The 16822-nt window shown below is 64.0% G+C and carries 16 protein-coding genes; 10 read left to right on the forward strand and 6 right to left on the reverse strand.

The window, feature by feature from the left end; genetic code table 11:
• Nucleotides 1–124 precede the first annotated feature (124 nt).
• Genes ACFWXH_RS26760 through ACFWXH_RS26780 form a run of 5 tightly spaced genes read left to right on the forward strand, consistent with a single transcriptional unit; the run spans nt 125 to nt 4657 of the window.
• On the forward strand, nt 125–856 hold the full coding sequence (locus tag ACFWXH_RS26760) for an ABC transporter ATP-binding protein (protein ID WP_379124474.1): 732 nt from the start codon (nt 125–127) through the stop codon (nt 854–856).
• Entirely contained in the window at nt 856–1581 is a 726-nt protein-coding gene (locus tag ACFWXH_RS26765; protein ID WP_379124760.1) for an ABC transporter ATP-binding protein, read from the forward strand. Before ACFWXH_RS26760 ends, ACFWXH_RS26765 begins: the two co-directional genes overlap by 1 nt.
• A complete protein-coding gene (locus ACFWXH_RS26770) occupies nt 1581–2444 on the forward strand; it encodes a branched-chain amino acid ABC transporter permease (RefSeq protein WP_379124475.1) in 864 nt (287 codons plus the stop codon). The genes ACFWXH_RS26765 and ACFWXH_RS26770 overlap by 1 nt, the downstream gene beginning before the upstream one ends.
• Entirely contained in the window at nt 2444–3409 is a 966-nt protein-coding gene (locus ACFWXH_RS26775) for a branched-chain amino acid ABC transporter permease (protein WP_379124476.1), read from the forward strand. Before ACFWXH_RS26770 ends, ACFWXH_RS26775 begins: the two co-directional genes overlap by 1 nt.
• 36 nt (nt 3410–3445) lie before the next feature.
• Nucleotides 3446–4657: an amidohydrolase gene (locus ACFWXH_RS26780; protein WP_379124477.1), complete on the forward strand. Its 1212-nt coding sequence runs from the start codon at nt 3446–3448 to the stop codon at nt 4655–4657.
• Nucleotides 4658–4683: 26 nt separating this feature from the next.
• Here ACFWXH_RS26780 and ACFWXH_RS26785 read toward each other — a convergent pair whose 3' ends face one another.
• The 6 genes from ACFWXH_RS26785 to ACFWXH_RS26810 all read right to left on the reverse strand — a co-directional run bounded on the left by ACFWXH_RS26785 (nt 4684) and on the right by ACFWXH_RS26810 (nt 11713).
• A complete protein-coding gene (locus ACFWXH_RS26785; RefSeq protein WP_379124478.1) occupies nt 4684–5754 on the reverse strand; it encodes an ornithine cyclodeaminase in 1071 nt (356 codons plus the stop codon).
• Between the two features lie 138 nt (nt 5755–5892).
• Nucleotides 5893–6774, reverse strand: coding sequence for a branched-chain amino acid ABC transporter permease (locus ACFWXH_RS26790; RefSeq protein ID WP_054311420.1), 882 nt, complete (start codon nt 6772–6774; stop codon nt 5893–5895).
• A 2-nt stretch (nt 6775–6776) separates the two neighbouring features.
• A complete protein-coding gene (locus ACFWXH_RS26795) occupies nt 6777–7481 on the reverse strand; it encodes an ABC transporter ATP-binding protein (RefSeq protein WP_379124479.1) in 705 nt (234 codons plus the stop codon).
• 4 nt (nt 7482–7485) lie between these two features.
• Nucleotides 7486–8652, reverse strand: a complete 1167-nt coding sequence (locus tag ACFWXH_RS26800; protein ID WP_379124480.1) for an ABC transporter substrate-binding protein — start codon at nt 8650–8652, stop codon at nt 7486–7488.
• A gap of 35 nt (nt 8653–8687) precedes the next feature.
• Nucleotides 8688–10538, reverse strand: coding sequence for a branched-chain amino acid ABC transporter ATP-binding protein/permease (locus ACFWXH_RS26805; protein WP_379124761.1), 1851 nt, complete (start codon nt 10536–10538; stop codon nt 8688–8690).
• An 8-nt stretch (nt 10539–10546) separates the two neighbouring features.
• Nucleotides 10547–11713, reverse strand: a complete 1167-nt coding sequence (locus ACFWXH_RS26810) for an NAD(P)/FAD-dependent oxidoreductase (RefSeq protein ID WP_379124481.1) — start codon at nt 11711–11713, stop codon at nt 10547–10549.
• A 143-nt stretch (nt 11714–11856) separates the two neighbouring features.
• Between ACFWXH_RS26810 and ACFWXH_RS26815 the strand changes: the two genes are divergently transcribed.
• The 5 genes from ACFWXH_RS26815 to ACFWXH_RS26835 are packed head-to-tail and all read left to right on the forward strand — an operon-like array spanning nt 11857 to nt 16820.
• Nucleotides 11857–12777, forward strand: a complete 921-nt coding sequence (locus tag ACFWXH_RS26815; protein WP_379124482.1) for a MurR/RpiR family transcriptional regulator — start codon at nt 11857–11859, stop codon at nt 12775–12777.
• Nucleotides 12774–13421 carry a cysteine hydrolase family protein gene (locus tag ACFWXH_RS26820; RefSeq protein ID WP_379124483.1) on the forward strand — a complete coding sequence of 216 codons (648 nt, stop codon included), beginning with the start codon at nt 12774–12776 and terminating at the stop codon, nt 13419–13421. Before ACFWXH_RS26815 ends, ACFWXH_RS26820 begins: the two co-directional genes overlap by 4 nt.
• Complete coding sequence (locus ACFWXH_RS26825; protein ID WP_379124484.1) at nt 13418–14740, forward strand: glutamine synthetase; 1323 nt, start codon at nt 13418–13420, stop codon at nt 14738–14740. The genes ACFWXH_RS26820 and ACFWXH_RS26825 overlap by 4 nt, the downstream gene beginning before the upstream one ends.
• A 2-nt stretch (nt 14741–14742) precedes the next feature.
• Nucleotides 14743–15507: an N-formylglutamate amidohydrolase gene (locus ACFWXH_RS26830; RefSeq protein ID WP_379124485.1), complete on the forward strand. Its 765-nt coding sequence runs from the start codon at nt 14743–14745 to the stop codon at nt 15505–15507.
• Nucleotides 15504–16820: an aspartate aminotransferase family protein gene (locus tag ACFWXH_RS26835; RefSeq protein WP_379124486.1), complete on the forward strand. Its 1317-nt coding sequence runs from the start codon at nt 15504–15506 to the stop codon at nt 16818–16820. The genes ACFWXH_RS26830 and ACFWXH_RS26835 overlap by 4 nt, the downstream gene beginning before the upstream one ends.
• The last annotated feature ends 2 nt before the right edge of the window (nt 16821–16822 follow it).

The following is a 16822-nucleotide window of genomic DNA, read 5'->3' on the forward strand; positions in this document are numbered from 1 at the left end:
CCAGGAGGAGCGTGCAACGGCTTCCGTCGGAATTGCGTAAAAACAAAGAATTAGAGCGTTTCCGCATTTCCGTGAAGAACGGAAACGCTCCAGGCACGGCACTCTCTTCCATCGAGCGACACGCATGAGCGAAAACATTCTCGAGATCGCCGGAGCCTGCAAGTTCTTCGGCGGGTTGAAGGCTGTCAACGGCGTCAGTTTCACCGTGGCGCGCCGTGAGATTCTGGGCATTGCCGGCCCCAATGGATCCGGCAAGAGCACCTTGTTCAACCTGATCACCGGTGTCCCATTCGGCCCGACCTCCGGCGAGGTGCGGTTCATGGGGGAACGCATCGATCGCTGGCCTGCGCATCGCATCTCGCGGGCCGGCCTCGTGCGCACTTTCCAGAAGGATGCCGAATTTCCGGCGCTGTCCGCGCAAGACACTTTGCTCGTCAGCGCCACCTATAACGGCCAGCTTTCCCGCACCCAGGCCGAAGCGCGCATCGACGATGCTTTCCGCTCGGTGGATTTTGGCCGGACGCGCCGCTCGATGCCGTCGCGTGAATTGTCCATTTATGAAAAAAAGCAGCTCATGATCGCCTCGGCTTTGATATCCGAGCCGGCGCTGCTGATGCTGGACGAGCCTGCATCGGGTCTGACGAAACCCGAGATCCAACGCCTCGACGATCTCCTGATCGCAGTGAACAGAAGCGGCGTCACCGTGCTCCTCATCGAGCATGTGCTCAGTCTGCTGTTGTCGGTCTCGCAGCGCCTGATCGTGCTGAACCAGGGCAGCGTCCTTGCCGCGGGCGACCCACACGACGTCGTCAAGAACCCGCAGGTGATCGAAGCCTATCTCGGAGGGCGCAGTTGATGCGGAGGCTTCTCGACATCACCGGCCTTCAAGCCGGCTACGGGGCGTCCCGCGTCCTCAACGGCTTATCGGTCCACATCGATGAAGGCGAGTCGATCGGCCTGTTCGGACCGAACGGCCACGGCAAGTCGACATTGCTCAGGGCCATCTCCGGTCTGTTGCGCCCGACTGCCGGCTCCATCGCCTTCGAAGGCAAGGACATCACGACGCAACGCCCGCCGGCGATCGTGGCGGCCGGTCTCATCCACGCACCACAGGGCAACACCCTGTTCGGCAATATGCGTATCGCCGAGACGCTGGAGCTTGCCGCATTCAGCAAGCGTGCCAAGGCGGAAGCAACACGGCGCATCGAGGAAGTCTATGCGCTGTTCCCGCGCCTTGCCGAGCGCAAGCAGCAGTTCGCCCGCACGCTGTCTGGCGGCGAGCGACAGATGCTGTCGATCGGCTGCGCCCTGATGTGTGCGCCACGCCTGCTGATGCTGGACGAGCCGACGCTGGGGCTGTCGCCGAAGCTGAAGGAAGAGCTGGCGGGTGCCATTGCCAAGATCTCCAAGACCGGCGTGCCGCTGATCGTCGTGGAGCAGGATGTCGAGTTCCTGCTGTCGCTGACCGACCGTCTCTACATGATCGAGCACGGCGAAGTGGTGCGCGAGATCAGCAGCGCCAATGCACCCGACCATGAAGAGGTCATGCGCCTCTACTTTGGTGCGGAGGGAGCACACTGATGGACGCCCTTCTCGCAACGCTCGTCTCCGGTCTCGTGCTTGGTTCGCTCTATGCTTTGATGTCCAGCGGCCTCAGTCTCGTGTGGACCACTTTGGGCGTCTTCAATTTCTCCCACGGCGCGCTGATGATGGTTGGCGCGTTCGTTGCATGGACGATCAGTGAAGTTCTCGGCCTCGGTCCGGCCGTCGGTATCCTGTCAGGCACGCTTGCCGCTGGCCTGATCGGTGTGATCATAGAGCGCCTTCTCGTCCGGCCGTTCTACAACAATCGCAACATGCTCCTGATCACCGCCATGACCACGCTTGCCGCAATGGTCATCCTCGAGCGTGGTGCACAGATGATCTGGGGGGCGCGATTGAAGCAGCTGCCGCGTCTCGTCGCTGGCGAAGTGCAGATCCTGGGCACCACCATTTCCGCTCATGAAGCCCTGCTGATCGTGCTGGCGCCGCTCATCCTGGTTGCGTTGTGGCGCTTCACGGTGATGACCAATCGCGGCCGCAGCCTTCGTGCCGTCGGCCAGAACCAGGATTCGGCGGCGCTTCTCGGCATCGACGTACCCGTAGCCTTCGCCCTGGCGTTCGGCATCTCCGCTGCGCTGGCGGGACTTACCGGCGCCTTGCTTGGCTCGATACGCTTCATCACACCCACGATGGGCAGCGAACCGCTGACCAAGGCCATGATCGTCGTCATCTTCGGCGGGCTGGGCAATCTCGGCGCGACAGCGGGCGCCGCCTATCTGATCGGCTTCATCGAGGCGTTTCTGATCTTCGGACTGGGTCTCTACTGGACGCCGTTCGTGCTGTTCCTGCTCATGATCCTGGTCCTGCTTTTCAGGCCGAACGGCGTGTTCGGAGGCAAATGATGGCCAACAAACGTCAACTCCTCGCTGTCGTCGCGCTATTTGCCACCCTGGCGCTCGTGCCCCTGTTCGTCACCGACAGCTATATCAGGCACCTGTTCATCATCGCCTTCGTCTATGCGGTCATCGCCTCGAACTGGAACCTGAGCCTCGGCCATTGCGGCGTCTTCAATTTCGGGCACCTCACCTTCTTCGGCATCGGCGTCTACACCGCCGCGATCGCCAGCAAGACATTTGGCATCAATCCCTGGCTCGCCATGCTGCTGGGTGGTGGCACGGCGGCTCTTTCGGCGTTGCTGTTGGCGGCGCCAGTCGCGCGGCTCAAAGGTATTTATGTCGTTCTGGTCACCTTCGCCTTCAGTCAACTGGTGTTGCAGCTGGTGCTCAGCCAGTCCCAGATCACCGGGGGAGCCGAAGGCATGGTCCGCCTGCCGTTCCTGCAGCTGGGCAGCTACAGTTTCCTGAAGGATTTCAAATTCGGCTACTACTATGTCGGCCTGGCGCTGCTGGCGCTTTCCTGCCTCTTCCTTGCGTTTGTGAGCAACTCCTCCTTCGGCAAATCGCTCAAGGCGGTTCGCGATGCCGAGGATTACGCAGCAGCACGCGGTATCTCCGTTGCCCGCCAGCGCATCCTGGCCCTGACGCTGAGCGCCATTTTCACCGGCATCGCCGGTGGCTTCTACGCGATATACCTGCGCGTTGCCTCGCCGGAGGTCTTCGGTTTCGGAACGCTGTCGCTGGCCCTGTCGATGGTTCTGATCGGCGGCGTCAACACCGTCTTCGGACCTGTGCTTGCCGCGCTTGTCCTCACCTTCGCCACCGAGGCCATGGCCGGCCTGCAGGGTTTCGAGGATGCGCGTTTCATCGTCATCGCCGTGGCGATGATCCTGGTGCTCAGGCTGGCTCCCGAAGGGCTGGTCGACCTTCTGGGCAAGCTGCGGCTACCGGTCCGAACGACACAGACATAATCGCAGCCCCGGCGGAATAACTGGAGGAGACAACAGATGGCCAAATCACCGATCGACAACAGCCTCGTTGAGGAGGCTACAGCCTGGCGCCGGCACCTCCATGCTCATCCCGAGACAGCTTTCGAGGAAAAGGCGACGGCCGACTTCGTCGCCACGAAACTGGAGGAATTCGGCATCGAGGTGCATCGCGGTCTTGGCGGAACGGGTGTGGTCGGCACGCTGAAGCGCGGCACCAGCCCCGTCGCGATCGGCCTTCGTGCCGACATGGATGCGCTGTTCATCCAGGAAGAGAACACGTTCGAGCATCGCTCGAAGATCGACGGCAAGATGCACGCCTGCGGACATGATGGCCACACCGCCATGCTGCTCGCCGCCGCCAGCCACCTCGCCAGGAACGGCAATTTCGACGGCACCGTGCGCTTCATTTTCCAGCCCGCCGAGGAGACAGGTGACGAGCATTGCGGCGGCAATGCCATGGTCAAGGACGGCCTGTTCGAGAAGTTCCCAGTCGATGCAGTCTTCGGCATGCACAATTTCCCCAATGCCCCGGCCGGCCGCTTCATGATGCGAACCGGACCGATGCTCGCATCGATCGACACCTTCGAATTTCATGTGCTGAGCCGCATCGCGCATCCTGCGACACAGTTCGCCGTCGCGGATCCCCTGCTCACGGCAGCCATGATCGTGCAGGAAATGCACATGTTCAAGGCGCGTTACCTGAACCCGGCCGAACCTGTGGTGCTGTCGATCACGCAATTCCGCAGCGGCGACCCGAGCCACCGGCAAAGCGTCCATGTCACGCCGGACGAAGCGGCCGTTCGCGGTACCCTCTACACGCTGAACGATACCGTTCGAGACGCCTTCGAAGTGGGGTTGGAGAAGATCGTGCGCAACGCCACCGAAGCGGTCGGCGCGGGACATAAGTTCATTTTCGAGCGTGGCTATCCCGTTCTGCACAACACCCGCAACGAAACGCGCTTCGCCGCATCCATCGCGGAAGAGGTCGTTGGCGAAAAGCTCGTCGACGATGAGATGCAGCCGATCATGGGCGCCGAGGACTTCGCATTCATGCTGGGCAGCGTGCCCGGCTGTTATGTTTTTCTCGGCGCGGCCCGCGAAGGCGAGCCAGCGCCGCGTCCTCTGCACACCGCGCAATATGATTTCAACGACGACATCATAGCAACCGGCGTGCGTTACTGGACAACGCTGGCGGAACGCTACCTGGCCGAGACGCCAGGGCGGCACTAACCTACCTTCACCGACACAGCTTGTTGTCAGGCGGCGCCCTGGGCGCCGCCTTGCTTTTTGCCTGCCCTGAGCAACATGCCGAAGAGGTCGCGCGGTTCGTCGGGATCGGCAAGCAGGTCCAGCTCCTCATGGAGGCCGGTGGCCTGCAGCTGGTCGCGCACGTAGCGCAGCGCCGAGAAATCCTCGGTGGCAAAGCCGACCGAATCGAACAGCGTGATCTGCTTGTCGCTGGTCCGGCCCGCCGCCTTGCCTGCCATCACCTGCCACAACTCGGTCACCGGGTGATCGCCATCCAGCTGCTGGATCTCGCCCTCGATGCGCGTCTGCGGCGGGAACTCCACGAAGATGTCGGAACGCAGCAGGATGTCGCGATGCAGCTCGGTCTTGCCGGGACAGTCGCCGCCGACCGCATTGATGTGCACGCCCGAGCCCACCATGTTGTCGGTCAGGATCGTCGCATACTGCTTGTCGGCGGTCACCGTGGTGATGACATCGGCCCCCTCCACCGCTTCCTGGCCGGAAGCGCAGACGGTGATGTCGAAACCCATGCCGGCGAGGTTCTTCGCACAGCGCCGCGAGGCCGACGGGTCGATGTCGTAAAGGCGCAGCCTGTCGATGCCGGTGATGGCCTTGAAGGCGATCGCCTGGAACTCCGACTGCGCGCCATTGCCGATGATGGTCATGGTACGGGCCCCCTTCGGCGCCAGGTACTTTGCGACCAGCGCCGAGGTGGCGGCGGTGCGCAGCGCCGTCAGGATGGTCATTTCGGTCAGCAGCATCGGATAGCCGGAGCCGACATCGGCAAGAACACCGAAAGCGGTCACCGTCTGCAGGCCCTCGCGCGTGTTCTTCGGGTGGCCGTTGACATATTTGAAGCCGTAGAGGTGGCCGTCGCTGGTCGGCATCAGTTCGATGACGCCGTCATGGCTGTGCGAGGCGACACGCGGCGTCTTGTCGAACAGCTCCCAGCGGCGGAAGTCCTCTTCGATATAGGCGGCAAGCTCGGTCAGGAAGCGTTCGACGCCGATGGCCAGCACCAGCTTCATCATGGAATCGACGCTCACGAACGGAACGATGTTCAGCTTTGCTGCGGTCATACCGCGGTCTCCCTTGTTCTTGCGCCGACGCTTGGCGTTCGGCCTCGATGTGGAGCAGGTGCCGTTGCCCAGACCCGGTTCGCGCGTCCAACTCGAGAAAGCTGCCGATTCCTGCCTGGTGTACGCTGCTAGCGGACCTCAGCTTCTCTGCACGCGCACCGCCGGGATAAGTCCCTGCGGCCGGATCAGCAGCACCGCGATGACACCCGACAGCACGATGGCATCGCGGTAAGGCGCAATCGCAGCCGGCAGAGTCGCCTGCAGGAGGACTTCGATGACACCGAGGAGGAAACCGCCGGCCACGGCTCCCGGCAGGCTTCCCAATCCACCGACCACGGCAGCTATGAAGGCCTTGAGCACCGGCGTGAAGCCCATCAGCGGGTCGACCGACGCGCGGCTTGCCACCCACAGCATTGCTGCAAGGCCGGCAAGCAAGCCCGACAACAGGAAAGCGGTGGCAATGATGCGATTGGCGGGTATGCCCATCAGCCGCACGACATCGAAATCCTCCGCTGCCGCGCGCATGGCCGTACCAGTCACGGTGCGCCTCAGGAAGAACTCCAGCGCGATCAGCGCCAGGATAGAGACGACGATCGAAATCGTTGGACCGACGCCGATGGTGAAATCACCTATCGAGAAAGCGCCCGTCATCCAGCTCGGTATGGCGACCGCTTGCGGGCGCGCCGATACGCCGTTCTGGAAGATGACCTTGAGCAGGCCCGAAACGGCGAAACTGGTCAGAAGAAGGCTGGTCACACTGGCGCCGCGCATCGGCCGAAAGGCAATACGCTCCATGGCCACCGCCGCAACCGCCGCGCAAATGACGGCGAGCAGCACGGCTGCTGGGAACGGCACACCGGCAATGAGGGCTGCCAGCAGTACATACCCCGTCAACGTCATCAATTCGCCATGGGCGAAGTTGATCAGCCCGACGATGGAAAACACGATGGCCAGTCCGAGCGCAAGCAGCGCATAGACGCCACCGAGGCTCACTGCATTGATGATCTGCTGCGCGATCATGATCAGGCTCCGAGATAGGCTTGCCGCACGAGATCGGAACTGGCGAGTTCGGCGGCCGTGCCTGTCAAAGCGACTTCGCCATTGGCGAGCACCGTGGCGCGGTCGGCGATCTCGAGTGCGAGCGCGACGTTCTGCTCGACCAGAAGCACCGTCAGCCCGTTGCTGCGGAGCTGCGCGATAAGGTCGAACACGGTGTCGATGATTTGAGGGGCGAGCCCGAGCGACGGTTCGTCGAGCAGGATGAGCTTAGGCCGCGCCATGAGCGCGCGCGCGATCGCCAACATTTGCTGCTCGCCGCCGGAAAGGTTTCCACCCTTCACCTGATGATACCGGCGCAGGATGGGAAAGAGCTCGAGCATCTCCTCTTCCCGCGCTTTCGCCTCGGAAGCGGTCTGGTGCACCGCGCCGCCAAGACGCAGATTCTCGGCCACGGTCAGGCTTGCGAAAATGCGCCGCCCCTCCGGCACCAGCGCCACGCCGCGACGTGCGATCGCCTCGGCCGGCATACCGGCGATGTCGTTGCCCTCGAGCAGCACCCTGCCGCCGGCAGCCGGTACCAGCCCCGCGACGGCGCCGAGCGTCGAGCTCTTGCCGGCGCCGTTGGCGCCGACAAGCGCGACGATCTCTCCGGCGCCAACCGTGAGGTCGACACGGCGCACCGCCTCGACCTCGCCGTATCGGATCCTGAGGGCTTCGACGCTCAGCATGGCATCACGGAGCCGGAACGTCGGCCGCGGCCGGCACGACGGTTTCGACATATTTCGGCTCCCCGCCTTCGTAGCGCATAAGCACCACTGGTCGCAGCGGCATGCGGTCGGTGCCGGCATAGGTTATCTTGCCGGTGATGCCCTCGAAGTCCTTGAGATTGGCGATGGCGTCGCGGATCGCCTTGGGATCATCCGAACCGGCCGTCTTCACCGCCTGGTCCAGGATCAGGCCGATCTCATAGCCATTGACCTCGTAGGTCGATTCCGGCGCATGGCCGGCATGTTTGGCGAAGGCGGCGTCGAAGGCTTCAAGCTTGCTGCCTGCCTCCGGATAACCGGCAGCGGTGTAGACGACACCGTCGACTAGCTTGCCGAGCGCCTTGATGGTCGGGGTACCTATCGCATCTGCGCCGTAGACGGGGATGGTGATGCCGGCGCCGCGCAATTGCTGGATGAAGGCCGGAAAGTCGGGCTCATAGGCTGCCGTCATGATCAGATCGGGTTGCTCGGCCAGGCCCTTGATGTTGGTGATCTCGGCCGAAAAGTCCGGCTGGTTCATCGTGAAGGTACCGCGTCCGACGATCTTGCCGCCCTTCTTCTCGAAGACCTTGCCGAAATACTCCGGCAGGTTGGCGACATAGGTCGCGTCGGGCGATGTCAGCAGGAAGACCTTGCGCTTGCCTTCGGCAATGGCGAAGTCCGCGACGGCGGTCGCTTGCAGATTGTCGGCCGGATAGGTGCCGAACATCACGTCGCCGACCGCCTGGGTCAGCACCGGTGCCGAGCCACACAGCGTCAACGACGGGATACCGAGCGGCTGAGTGAGCTGGCCGGCCGAGATCGATGGGTCGGCGTCGCAGGGCGTGATCATGATCTTGGCGCCGGCGTCGATCAGTTCCTGCGTAACTGTGGCCGTCTGCGCGGTATCGCTGCGCGTGTCCTTGATGATCAGGTTGACCTTGTATTTGCCGGCAAGGCCGCCCTTGGCATTCAGCTCGTCGATCGCCATGCGCAAACCGGCCAGCGCGGGCTGGTCATAGGGCGCAAGTCCGCCCGTCTGGGCGGTGGCGGCGCCGATGATGATTTCTTCCGCGAAAACCGGCGCGGCTGTCACGACGGCGATGGCGGATATGGCTGCGAGTAATACTGATCGATTTCGTATTTGGCTCATTTGAGTTCTCCCACTGGGTGTCCGGTTGTTCTTGTTCATTGGACGTCGTTTCCCTGGCGGGCGCGTGCCGTGCGACTGCCAAGATAGGCGGCCACGACCGCAGGGTTGTTCTGCACTTCTGCCGGTGTGCCGTCGGCGATCACGCGACCGCGATCGACCACGACGATGCGCTCGCACAGGTTCATCACCAGTCGCATGTCATGCTCGATAAGGATCACGCCGATATGCCGTTCGCTGCGCACCGCGGCCAGGATCGACACAAGCTCGGCTGTTTCCACCGCGTTCATGCCGGCTGCCGGCTCGTCGAGCAGCAGGAAGCGCGGCTTGAGTGCCAGCGCACGCGCCACCTCCAGCCGACGGCGCTGGCCATAGGCGAGACTGGCCGCTGGCCGATCTGCAAAAGCCTCCAGCCCCATGCGTGCGAGCTCATGCCGTGCGGCGGCCTCGGCGGCCGCCAGGCCAGGCTCGACCTCGCGTGCAGCCACGACAACGTTTTCGAGCACCGTCATGCGCGGAAAGACCCGAATGTTCTGGAAGGTGCGGGCGATGCCGGCGCGGGCGAAGCGGAAAGCGCTTGCCGGCCGGGCCGGCACGCCCACCGAAACAGTGCCGGAACTCGGCGTGACGTCGCCCGCGATCATGTTGAGCAGCGTCGTCTTGCCCGCACCGTTCGGGCCGATGATGCCAGTGATGCTGTCGGGCTGGAAGGTTAGCGTCACATCATCGACCGCCACCACGCCGGCATAGCGGCGCGACAGCTTCTCGACCGAGATCGGGCCGCCTTCGACACGCGCCGGAGCAGCGTCTGCCGCCAGTTTGACCGGATTTCCTTTCGTCATGCCTGGACGACGCAGCAGGTTGAGCTCGTGGTCTCCGAACAGGCCCGTCGGACGCCGCCAGATGACGAGGATCATGGCCACCGCCAGGACCCCTTGCGTAAGGCCGAACAACACGGGCATCTGCAGGCCCAATATGACGCCGCCCCCCTCGAAACGGCGCACCACCTCGACCACGAGAACCGTCACGACGACGCCGGCGAATGCACCGAGCGAAGACGTCATGCCGCCGACGATCAGCATGGCGAGCATGGTGAAACCGAAGTCGAAATAGAAATCCTTGGGCGAGAAGGCACCGAGGAACTGCGCCATCATGGCGCCGGCGGCAGCCGCGGCCACGGCGCCCAGGACCCATGCAGCCAGCCGCGCTACGCGATGGTCGACGCCGACGGCAGCGGCACCGCGCTCATCGTCGGCAGCCGCGCGTGCGGCAAGGCCGAAGGACGTCTCCCTGAATAGCCGCGCCGCCACGATCGCCAGGGCTGCGACCGCGACAGCAGTCCACAAACCGACCTCGCGCGGGACACCATAGAAAGGTTGGCTACCTCGGGTGATCTCGCGTCCCGCGACCAACAATGTGTAGACGATGATGAGCAGGGCGAGCGTGGCGATCGAAGCACTCGATCCGGAGAGCCTGAACAAAGGCATGCCCGTGATCAGGCCGATCAACATGGCCAACACCAACACCACCGTGAGCGCCGCGAAGAAAGACATCTCGTGCCCGGCCAGGAACTGCGGCAGGTCGCGCAGAGCGGTGCGTTGCAGGGCTGCGGGCATGGTCAAGATGCCTGTGGCATAGGCGCCCAGCCCGACGAAGGCGGCATGGCCGAAGGAAACGATACCGGTGTTGCCGGAGAATATCTGCAGGCCGAGCACCGCCGTCAGCATGATCGCCGCATAGGTGACCACACGCTGCATGGCGGCATTGCCGAACAGGTAGAGCGCCAGCGCCGCCAGCACCAGCGCAGCAATCATCGCCAGCGCATCCACGCCGGCATTGCGGAATGCCGCCGGCAGGATCGAACGGGCCGAGCTGCGCTCCATCGTCATGACCGCCATCACAAGGCCCCAAAACGGAGCGGAGAGAATGGCGCCAGGATGGGTTGCGCTCCATGGAGCGCGAGCTTGCCGATGGCCTCGCCCACCGCCGGCCCGGTCTTGAAGCCGTGCCCGGACGACCCCGCAGAAACGATCAGTCCTTCAACACCCGGCATCGCGCCGATCACCGGCAAGTCATCGGGACTCATGTCGTATAGACCGGCGTAGCCCGGCCTGATTCCGAGTTCCATCATCGCCGGGACACGGGAGGCGAAGGTCTCGAGGATGTCGACCGACTCGGCCTCCTCGACACCCTCCATGTAGGTATCGGGATCCTCGACCAGTCGCGGTCGGATGGTCTCTTCGTGCCGCATCCCGGTACCGCCGCCGGCCCAGGTGCCGGCGAGGATCACGCCGTCATTGTCGGGCCTGGCATAGTTGCGGGAGATGTCGTCGCACCAGGCCCACGGCATGACCTGGCGCGCCTTGCCGTTGGCATTCAGCACGGCCATCGGATGGCGCTCCACATGCAGCGGCAGGTCGAGTGAAACCGTCGCGAGCAGGCGACGTGTCCATGGCCCGGCAGCCAGGATGACCGTGTCGGCTTCGAGCACGGTTCCATCGGCGAGCATGACACCGGCGATCCGATCGCCCCTGCGCAGCAGTCTGGCAACCGGGGTGTTCTGCAGGATCCGGGCACCGCGAGCACGCGCCGCGCGGGCTATCGCGTTGGTGGCTCCGAAGGCATCGGCATAGCCATATTCCGGTTCCCAGATGGCAAGCGCCACGCCATCGGTGGAAAAGTCGGGCGCCTCGGCGGCGAATTCGGCCGGGGTCAGCGTCTCCATTCGAGCGCCTTCGTCGCGGATGCGTTCTGCGGCAGATGACCAGCCTGCGGCATTCTCCTCGCCACAAACCCACATCATACCGACCTGCGTCACGAAGGATCCCTCCTGCGCGATCTCCGGAAGCGCAACCAGGATCTCCCGCCCCCGAATGGCAAGCTGCGACAATTCCGGCATCAGATAGAAGGCATGGAGGAGCGCCGATGACTTTCCGGAAGGCCCTCCTGCAGGATGTGTCTGCTCGATGAGCGTTACGCGCGCGCCCTCGCCAGCAAGATGCATCGCCGCGCTGGATCCTACGATCCCCGCGCCCACGATGATGATGTCATCGCCGTTCTTCATTCGTCGTTCCCCACAGTCTGTCGCTGCTTCCCCATCAGCTAAGACGACATCGGAAGCGATGTCAATATTTCTTCATTGTTGACCGATAATTCCGTTTCTGTAATAAACTCTGCAACGATAAAAAGAACGGCCAGGGGAGGCAGATGGCGATACGCGATGTTCTGATGCGGCAGGATCTGGCGCTGACTCCTTCCGAGGAGAAGATCGTGCGCCTGCTGCTCACGGACTATCCGGGCGCCGGCCTCGGCAGCGCTTCAAGTCTCGCCCGCCGAGCAGGCGTCAGCGACCCTACCGTGGTCCGGCTGGCAATGAAGCTCGGCTATGAAGGCTATCCCGACTTCCAGGCAAAGCTGCTGGCGGAAGTCGAAGCGAGGCTGCATTCGCCGCTGCTGATGATGGAAGCCAAGCGTCCATCCGGCTCGGAAGACAACCCTATCCTCGCCTATCTCGCCTCGGTGAACGAGGCGATGGGAAAGGCCACGAGTATCACGCCGCTGACCACTTACGACCGTACCGCGCGCCTCATCATGGAGGCCAGGGGCGAGGTCGTGCTCGTCGGCGGGCGCTTCAGCCGCCACGTCGCGGGCATGTTTGCCGGATATCTGCTGCAGTTCCGACCGAGCGTTCGCGACATCGGCGTCCTTTCCAGCCAGTCCTTCGATATCCTTGCCGACCTTGGACGCAAGGACGTGCTCGTCGTTTTCGACTATCGCCGCTACCAGCTCGATGTCGTCTCCTTTGCCCGGCAGGCCGCCGCGCGCGACGTGCGTATCGTTCTGTTCACCGACCAATGGTTGTCGCCGGTCGCGGAATTCGCGGAGACGACCATCGTCAGCCCGCTCGAAGTCGCGTCTCCCTACGACACGCTGGCGCCGGCCATCGCCCAGATGGAAGCGCTCACCGCCCATATCCTCTCGACGCTGGGGGATGACGGCCGCGCCCGCATCGAGCGGCTGGAGGACGTGCGGCACGCCAACGCCGTCACCCTCGACAATGAGCCGTCGCAGGATGGCGTCAGGACAACCCCCGGACCGAAATCAGCAAGGCAGGACCGCAGATCATGATCCAATCCCTTCCCAGGCGCGACGAACCGTTTCGCCGCGGCGAAACCGCGCTGCTGCTCGTCGATATGCAGCGGATCTGGTTGGAACCAGGTGCCGACCCTGATCATCCGGAACTTGGCCCGGAAGACTATTTCTACCGCCAGACGGCGACGGAGACGATCCCCAACCAGCAACGGCTGCTGAAGGCGGCCCGTGCCAATGGCGTCGAGGTGCTGCACACCATCATCCAGAGCCTGACCGAGGACGGCCGCGACCGATCGCTCGACCACAAGCTTACTCCCATCCATGTTCCACCGAGCCTGCCGGAGGGCCTGCCGATAGCGCCCCTCGCTCCGGTCGGCGATGAAATCATGCTGCCCAAGACCTCCTCCGGCATCTTCAACTCGACCAATGTCGATTACCTGCTGAAGAACCTTGGCATTCGATACCTCATCGTGGTCGGCGTCCTCACCGACCAATGCGTCGACATGACGGTGCGCGATGCCGCCGATCGCGGCTATCTCGTCACCTGCGTGTCGGATGCCTGCGCCACCCGCACGCAGGAACGCCATGACATCGCGCTGAAAGCGTTCGGGGGCTATTGCTGGGTCACCGATACCGAGACCGCCGTGGCCCGCATCGAAGCGATGGGGAAGCCCGCATGACGACGCCTGTCGAAGCCCTCGTCGCCGTCGTCACGACAGACCTCGCAGCGATCACACGCGGCCGTTCGGTCACCGAAAGCCGCCTGGACAAGGTTGCCGCCACCGGCGTCGGCTGGCTGCAGGCGAATCTGTCGCTTACGCCGTTCAACTCCATCGTCGTGCCCAATCCGTGGGGCTCTTCGGGCGACCTGCGCCTCGTTCCCGATCTCAAGGCACGCTTCCGCACCGTACTGACCGGTTCGGCCACGCCGTTCGACATGGTGGCAGGCAACATCGTCGAACTCGATGGAACGCCATGGCTCGGTTGCACACGCACCATGTTGATCGATGCGCTGGCCGAGCTGAAGGCCGCGACCGGTCTCAGCCTCACGGGCGCTTTCGAGCAGGAATTCCAGATTTCCGGTGCCGATTTCGCACCTGCCCATTCCCTGTCGTTCGCAGCGCTGCGGCGTGCCGATCCCTTCGCGCCGACGCTCATGGCGGCGCTGGAGGAAGCCGGCGTCGCACCGGAGGTCATAATCGCCGAGTTCGGCGATGAGCAGTTCGAAGTCACGCATGCCCCGGCCGATGCACTCGCGGCCGCCGATCGGGCGGTGGCGATCCGCGAGATCACCCGCGAAATCGCCCGCAACAACGGCTGGCATGCGACCTTCGCGCCGAAATCCGTGCCGGATGGGGTCGGCAACGGTGTGCATATCCACTTCAGCTTCACCGACGCCTCCGGCAAGCCTGCGACCTATGACGCCGGCAAGCCAGGCGGCCTGTCAGACATTGCGGGCGCCTTCTGCGCCGGCGTGCTGAAACATTTGCCGGCAATCACCGTGCTCACGGCGTCGAGCGTGCCTTCCTACTACCGGCTGAAGCCGCACAGCTGGAGCTCTTCCTATACGTGGCTCGCTGACCGCGACCGCGAAGCCTCGCTGCGCATCTGCCCAACCGTAACGATTGGCGGGCGCGATCCGGCGCGGCAGTACAACATCGAATATCGCGCCGCAGATGCGACCGCCAACCCGTATTTGTCCATGGCGGCCATCGTACGCGCCGGGCTGGAGGGCATCAAAGCTGGTCTCGCCACGCCGCCGCTTGTCACGGGCGACCCCGAACAGATGACCGAGGCGGAAAAGGGGAAGCTTGGTCTGAAACGATTGCCGGAGAGCCTTCCCGCAGCGGTTGATGCCTTGCTCGCCGACGAGACCGTCACCGGCTGGTTCGCGCCAGCCTTCGTGGAGACCTTTGTCGGCGTCAAACGCCATGAAGTCGAGCGTCTCGCGGGTCTTGATCCTGTCGGCGTATGTGACCTGTATCGAAAGCTCTACTGAATATGGATGCCGAACCCGAACACGACTGGCCGCAGGCCGTCGAGGTGCTCAACGAGGACGGCCGTTCCGGTATCGTGCTTCTGTGCGAACACGCTTCCAATCACATGCCGGCCCGCTACCACGGGCTGGGTCTGGAGGCGCCGCATCTGCAACGCCACATCGCCTGGGACATCGGCGCGGCAGAGGTGACGCGACGTTTGTCGAAGCGGCTGGACGCGCCTGCCTTCCTCAGCAACTACTCGCGCCTGCTTATCGACCTCAATCGGCCTCTTGGTTCGGAGGGCAGCATTCCCACGCGCTCCGAAGACACCGACATTCCCGGAAATGCAGGCCTGGACGAAGTCGAGCGGACACGGCGCGCCGCAGTTATGTTCACGCCGTTTCACGACGAGGTTGCGCGCCATCTCGATACCCGCCAGGCCGCCGGGCGGCCGACGCGCATCGTCACGATCCATTCCTTCACGCCTGTTTTCCTCGGCGAAAGACGCCCCTGGCACGCTGGCGTGCTTTATGACCGGGCCACCGGGCTGGGCGAAGCGATCATAGACGGGCTGCGTCTCGACCCGTCGCTCAACGTCGCGCCCAATGTCCCCTACGTGATCAGCGACGATGCCGACTACGCCGTTCCGATCCATGGCGACCGGCGTGGCATCGAGGCGGCGCTGGTCGAGATCCGGCAGGATCTGCTGGCCAACGAGACCGGCGTCGAGGAGTGGGCCGGAAGAATGGCCGCGGCGCTCGCACGCATCCAGGACGCTCAGACATGACCAATCTTGGCCTGCGGGAACGCGACGCTCGCGCGATCGCCGAAATCGGCCGGCTGCGCTTCTCGCCGCTTTCGCTCGTCGGCGGTCGCGGTAACCGGCTGATCGAGGAAGGTGGTCGCGAGGTGCTCGACCTGTCCGGCTCGGCTGGCCCCGCGCTGCTGGGCTATGGTCATCCCGCCATCGTCGAGGCTGTAGAGAAGTCCATCCGCAACATGGCGGGCGCCAGCCTGCTGCTCTATCCCAATGAACCCGCCGTCTCCCTGGCCGAAAAGCTGCTGGCAATCACGCCCGGCGAAGGCGATCGCCGGGTCTGGTTCGGCCATTCCGGGTCCGACGCCAACGACTGCGCATTGCGCGTATTGGCGGCGGCAACCGGCAGGCCGCGGTTCATTTCCTTTATCGGTTCCTACCACGGCAACCTGTCGGGCTCGATGGGCATCAGCGGCCACACCGCCATGACCCACACACTGCCGAGGCCTGGCGTGCTGTTGCTCCCCTACCCAGATCCTTACCGGCCGCGCTTCAGTGCCGAGGCCGTGCTGTCGATGCTCGACTATCAGTTCGAGACCACCTGTCCGCCCGATCAGGTCGCGGCTGTCTTCATCGAGCCGCTGATGTCCGACGGTGGCCTGATCGTACCGCCGCCCGGCTTCCTGAAGGCATTGCAGGAGCGCTGCCGCCGGCATGGCATCAGAATCGTCGTCGACGAGGTCAAGGTCGGCCTGGCCCGCAGCGGCCTCATGCATTGCTTCGAGCATGAAGGCCTGGCACCCGACATGGTGGTATTCGGCAAGGCGCTCGGCGGCGGCTTGCCATTGTCGGCCGTGGTCGGGCCGAGGGAGATCATGGATCACGCACCGGCCTTCGCGCTGCTGACCACCGCCGGCAACCCTGTCGCAACGGCGGCCGGCGGCGCGGTGCTAAAGGCGATCGAGGACGAACATCTGGCGGAACGTTCCGCCCGCATCGGCAAACTCTTCGCCGACGGTCTGCGTACGCTGGCCGACCGGCACGAGATCATCGGCGAAGTGCGCGGCCGCGGCCTCGCCGTCGGTGTCGACTTGGTCGTGGACCGCGCCACACGCGAACCCGTGCCGGCGACCACCACGGCCAAGATCATTTACCGCTGCTACGAATTGGGCGCGGCCCTGACCTATGTCGGCCTGAAGGCCAACGTGCTGGAGTTCATGCCGCCGCTGACGCTGACCGAGGACGAGGCTGCCGAAGGCGTCGCCATCGTCGACCGGGCGATCGCCGACGTCATGGCCGGCAAGGTCGCCGATGCGGACGTCGCTTCCTTCATGATGTGGTGAGG

Origin of the sequence: Mesorhizobium sp. NPDC059054 (assembly GCF_042739215.1) — a bacterium.
GTDB lineage: Bacteria > Pseudomonadota > Alphaproteobacteria > Rhizobiales > Rhizobiaceae > Mesorhizobium.

What these genes read in the sequence shown, in the direction of transcription:
- ACFWXH_RS26760 (WP_379124474.1), top strand. Translation starts at nt 125, where the DNA reads ATGAGCGAAAACATTCTCGAGATCGCCGGAGCCTGCAAGTTCTTCGGC.
- ACFWXH_RS26765 (WP_379124760.1), top strand. Translation starts at nt 856, where the DNA reads ATGCGGAGGCTTCTCGACATCACCGGCCTTCAAGCCGGCTACGGGGCG.
- ACFWXH_RS26770 (WP_379124475.1), top strand. Translation starts at nt 1,581, where the DNA reads ATGGACGCCCTTCTCGCAACGCTCGTCTCCGGTCTCGTGCTTGGTTCG.
- ACFWXH_RS26775 (WP_379124476.1), top strand. Translation starts at nt 2,444, where the DNA reads ATGGCCAACAAACGTCAACTCCTCGCTGTCGTCGCGCTATTTGCCACC.
- ACFWXH_RS26780 (WP_379124477.1), top strand. Translation starts at nt 3,446, where the DNA reads ATGGCCAAATCACCGATCGACAACAGCCTCGTTGAGGAGGCTACAGCC.
- ACFWXH_RS26785 (WP_379124478.1), bottom strand. Translation starts at nt 5,754, where the DNA reads ATGACCGCAGCAAAGCTGAACATCGTTCCGTTCGTGAGCGTCGATTCC.
- ACFWXH_RS26790 (WP_054311420.1), bottom strand. Translation starts at nt 6,774, where the DNA reads ATGATCGCGCAGCAGATCATCAATGCAGTGAGCCTCGGTGGCGTCTAT.
- ACFWXH_RS26795 (WP_379124479.1), bottom strand. Translation starts at nt 7,481, where the DNA reads ATGCTGAGCGTCGAAGCCCTCAGGATCCGATACGGCGAGGTCGAGGCG.
- ACFWXH_RS26800 (WP_379124480.1), bottom strand. Translation starts at nt 8,652, where the DNA reads ATGAGCCAAATACGAAATCGATCAGTATTACTCGCAGCCATATCCGCC.
- ACFWXH_RS26805 (WP_379124761.1), bottom strand. Translation starts at nt 10,538, where the DNA reads ATGACGATGGAGCGCAGCTCGGCCCGTTCGATCCTGCCGGCGGCATTC.
- ACFWXH_RS26810 (WP_379124481.1), bottom strand. Translation starts at nt 11,713, where the DNA reads ATGAAGAACGGCGATGACATCATCATCGTGGGCGCGGGGATCGTAGGA.
- ACFWXH_RS26815 (WP_379124482.1), top strand. Translation starts at nt 11,857, where the DNA reads ATGGCGATACGCGATGTTCTGATGCGGCAGGATCTGGCGCTGACTCCT.
- ACFWXH_RS26820 (WP_379124483.1), top strand. Translation starts at nt 12,774, where the DNA reads ATGATCCAATCCCTTCCCAGGCGCGACGAACCGTTTCGCCGCGGCGAA.
- ACFWXH_RS26825 (WP_379124484.1), top strand. Translation starts at nt 13,418, where the DNA reads ATGACGACGCCTGTCGAAGCCCTCGTCGCCGTCGTCACGACAGACCTC.
- ACFWXH_RS26830 (WP_379124485.1), top strand. Translation starts at nt 14,743, where the DNA reads ATGGATGCCGAACCCGAACACGACTGGCCGCAGGCCGTCGAGGTGCTC.
- ACFWXH_RS26835 (WP_379124486.1), top strand. Translation starts at nt 15,504, where the DNA reads ATGACCAATCTTGGCCTGCGGGAACGCGACGCTCGCGCGATCGCCGAA.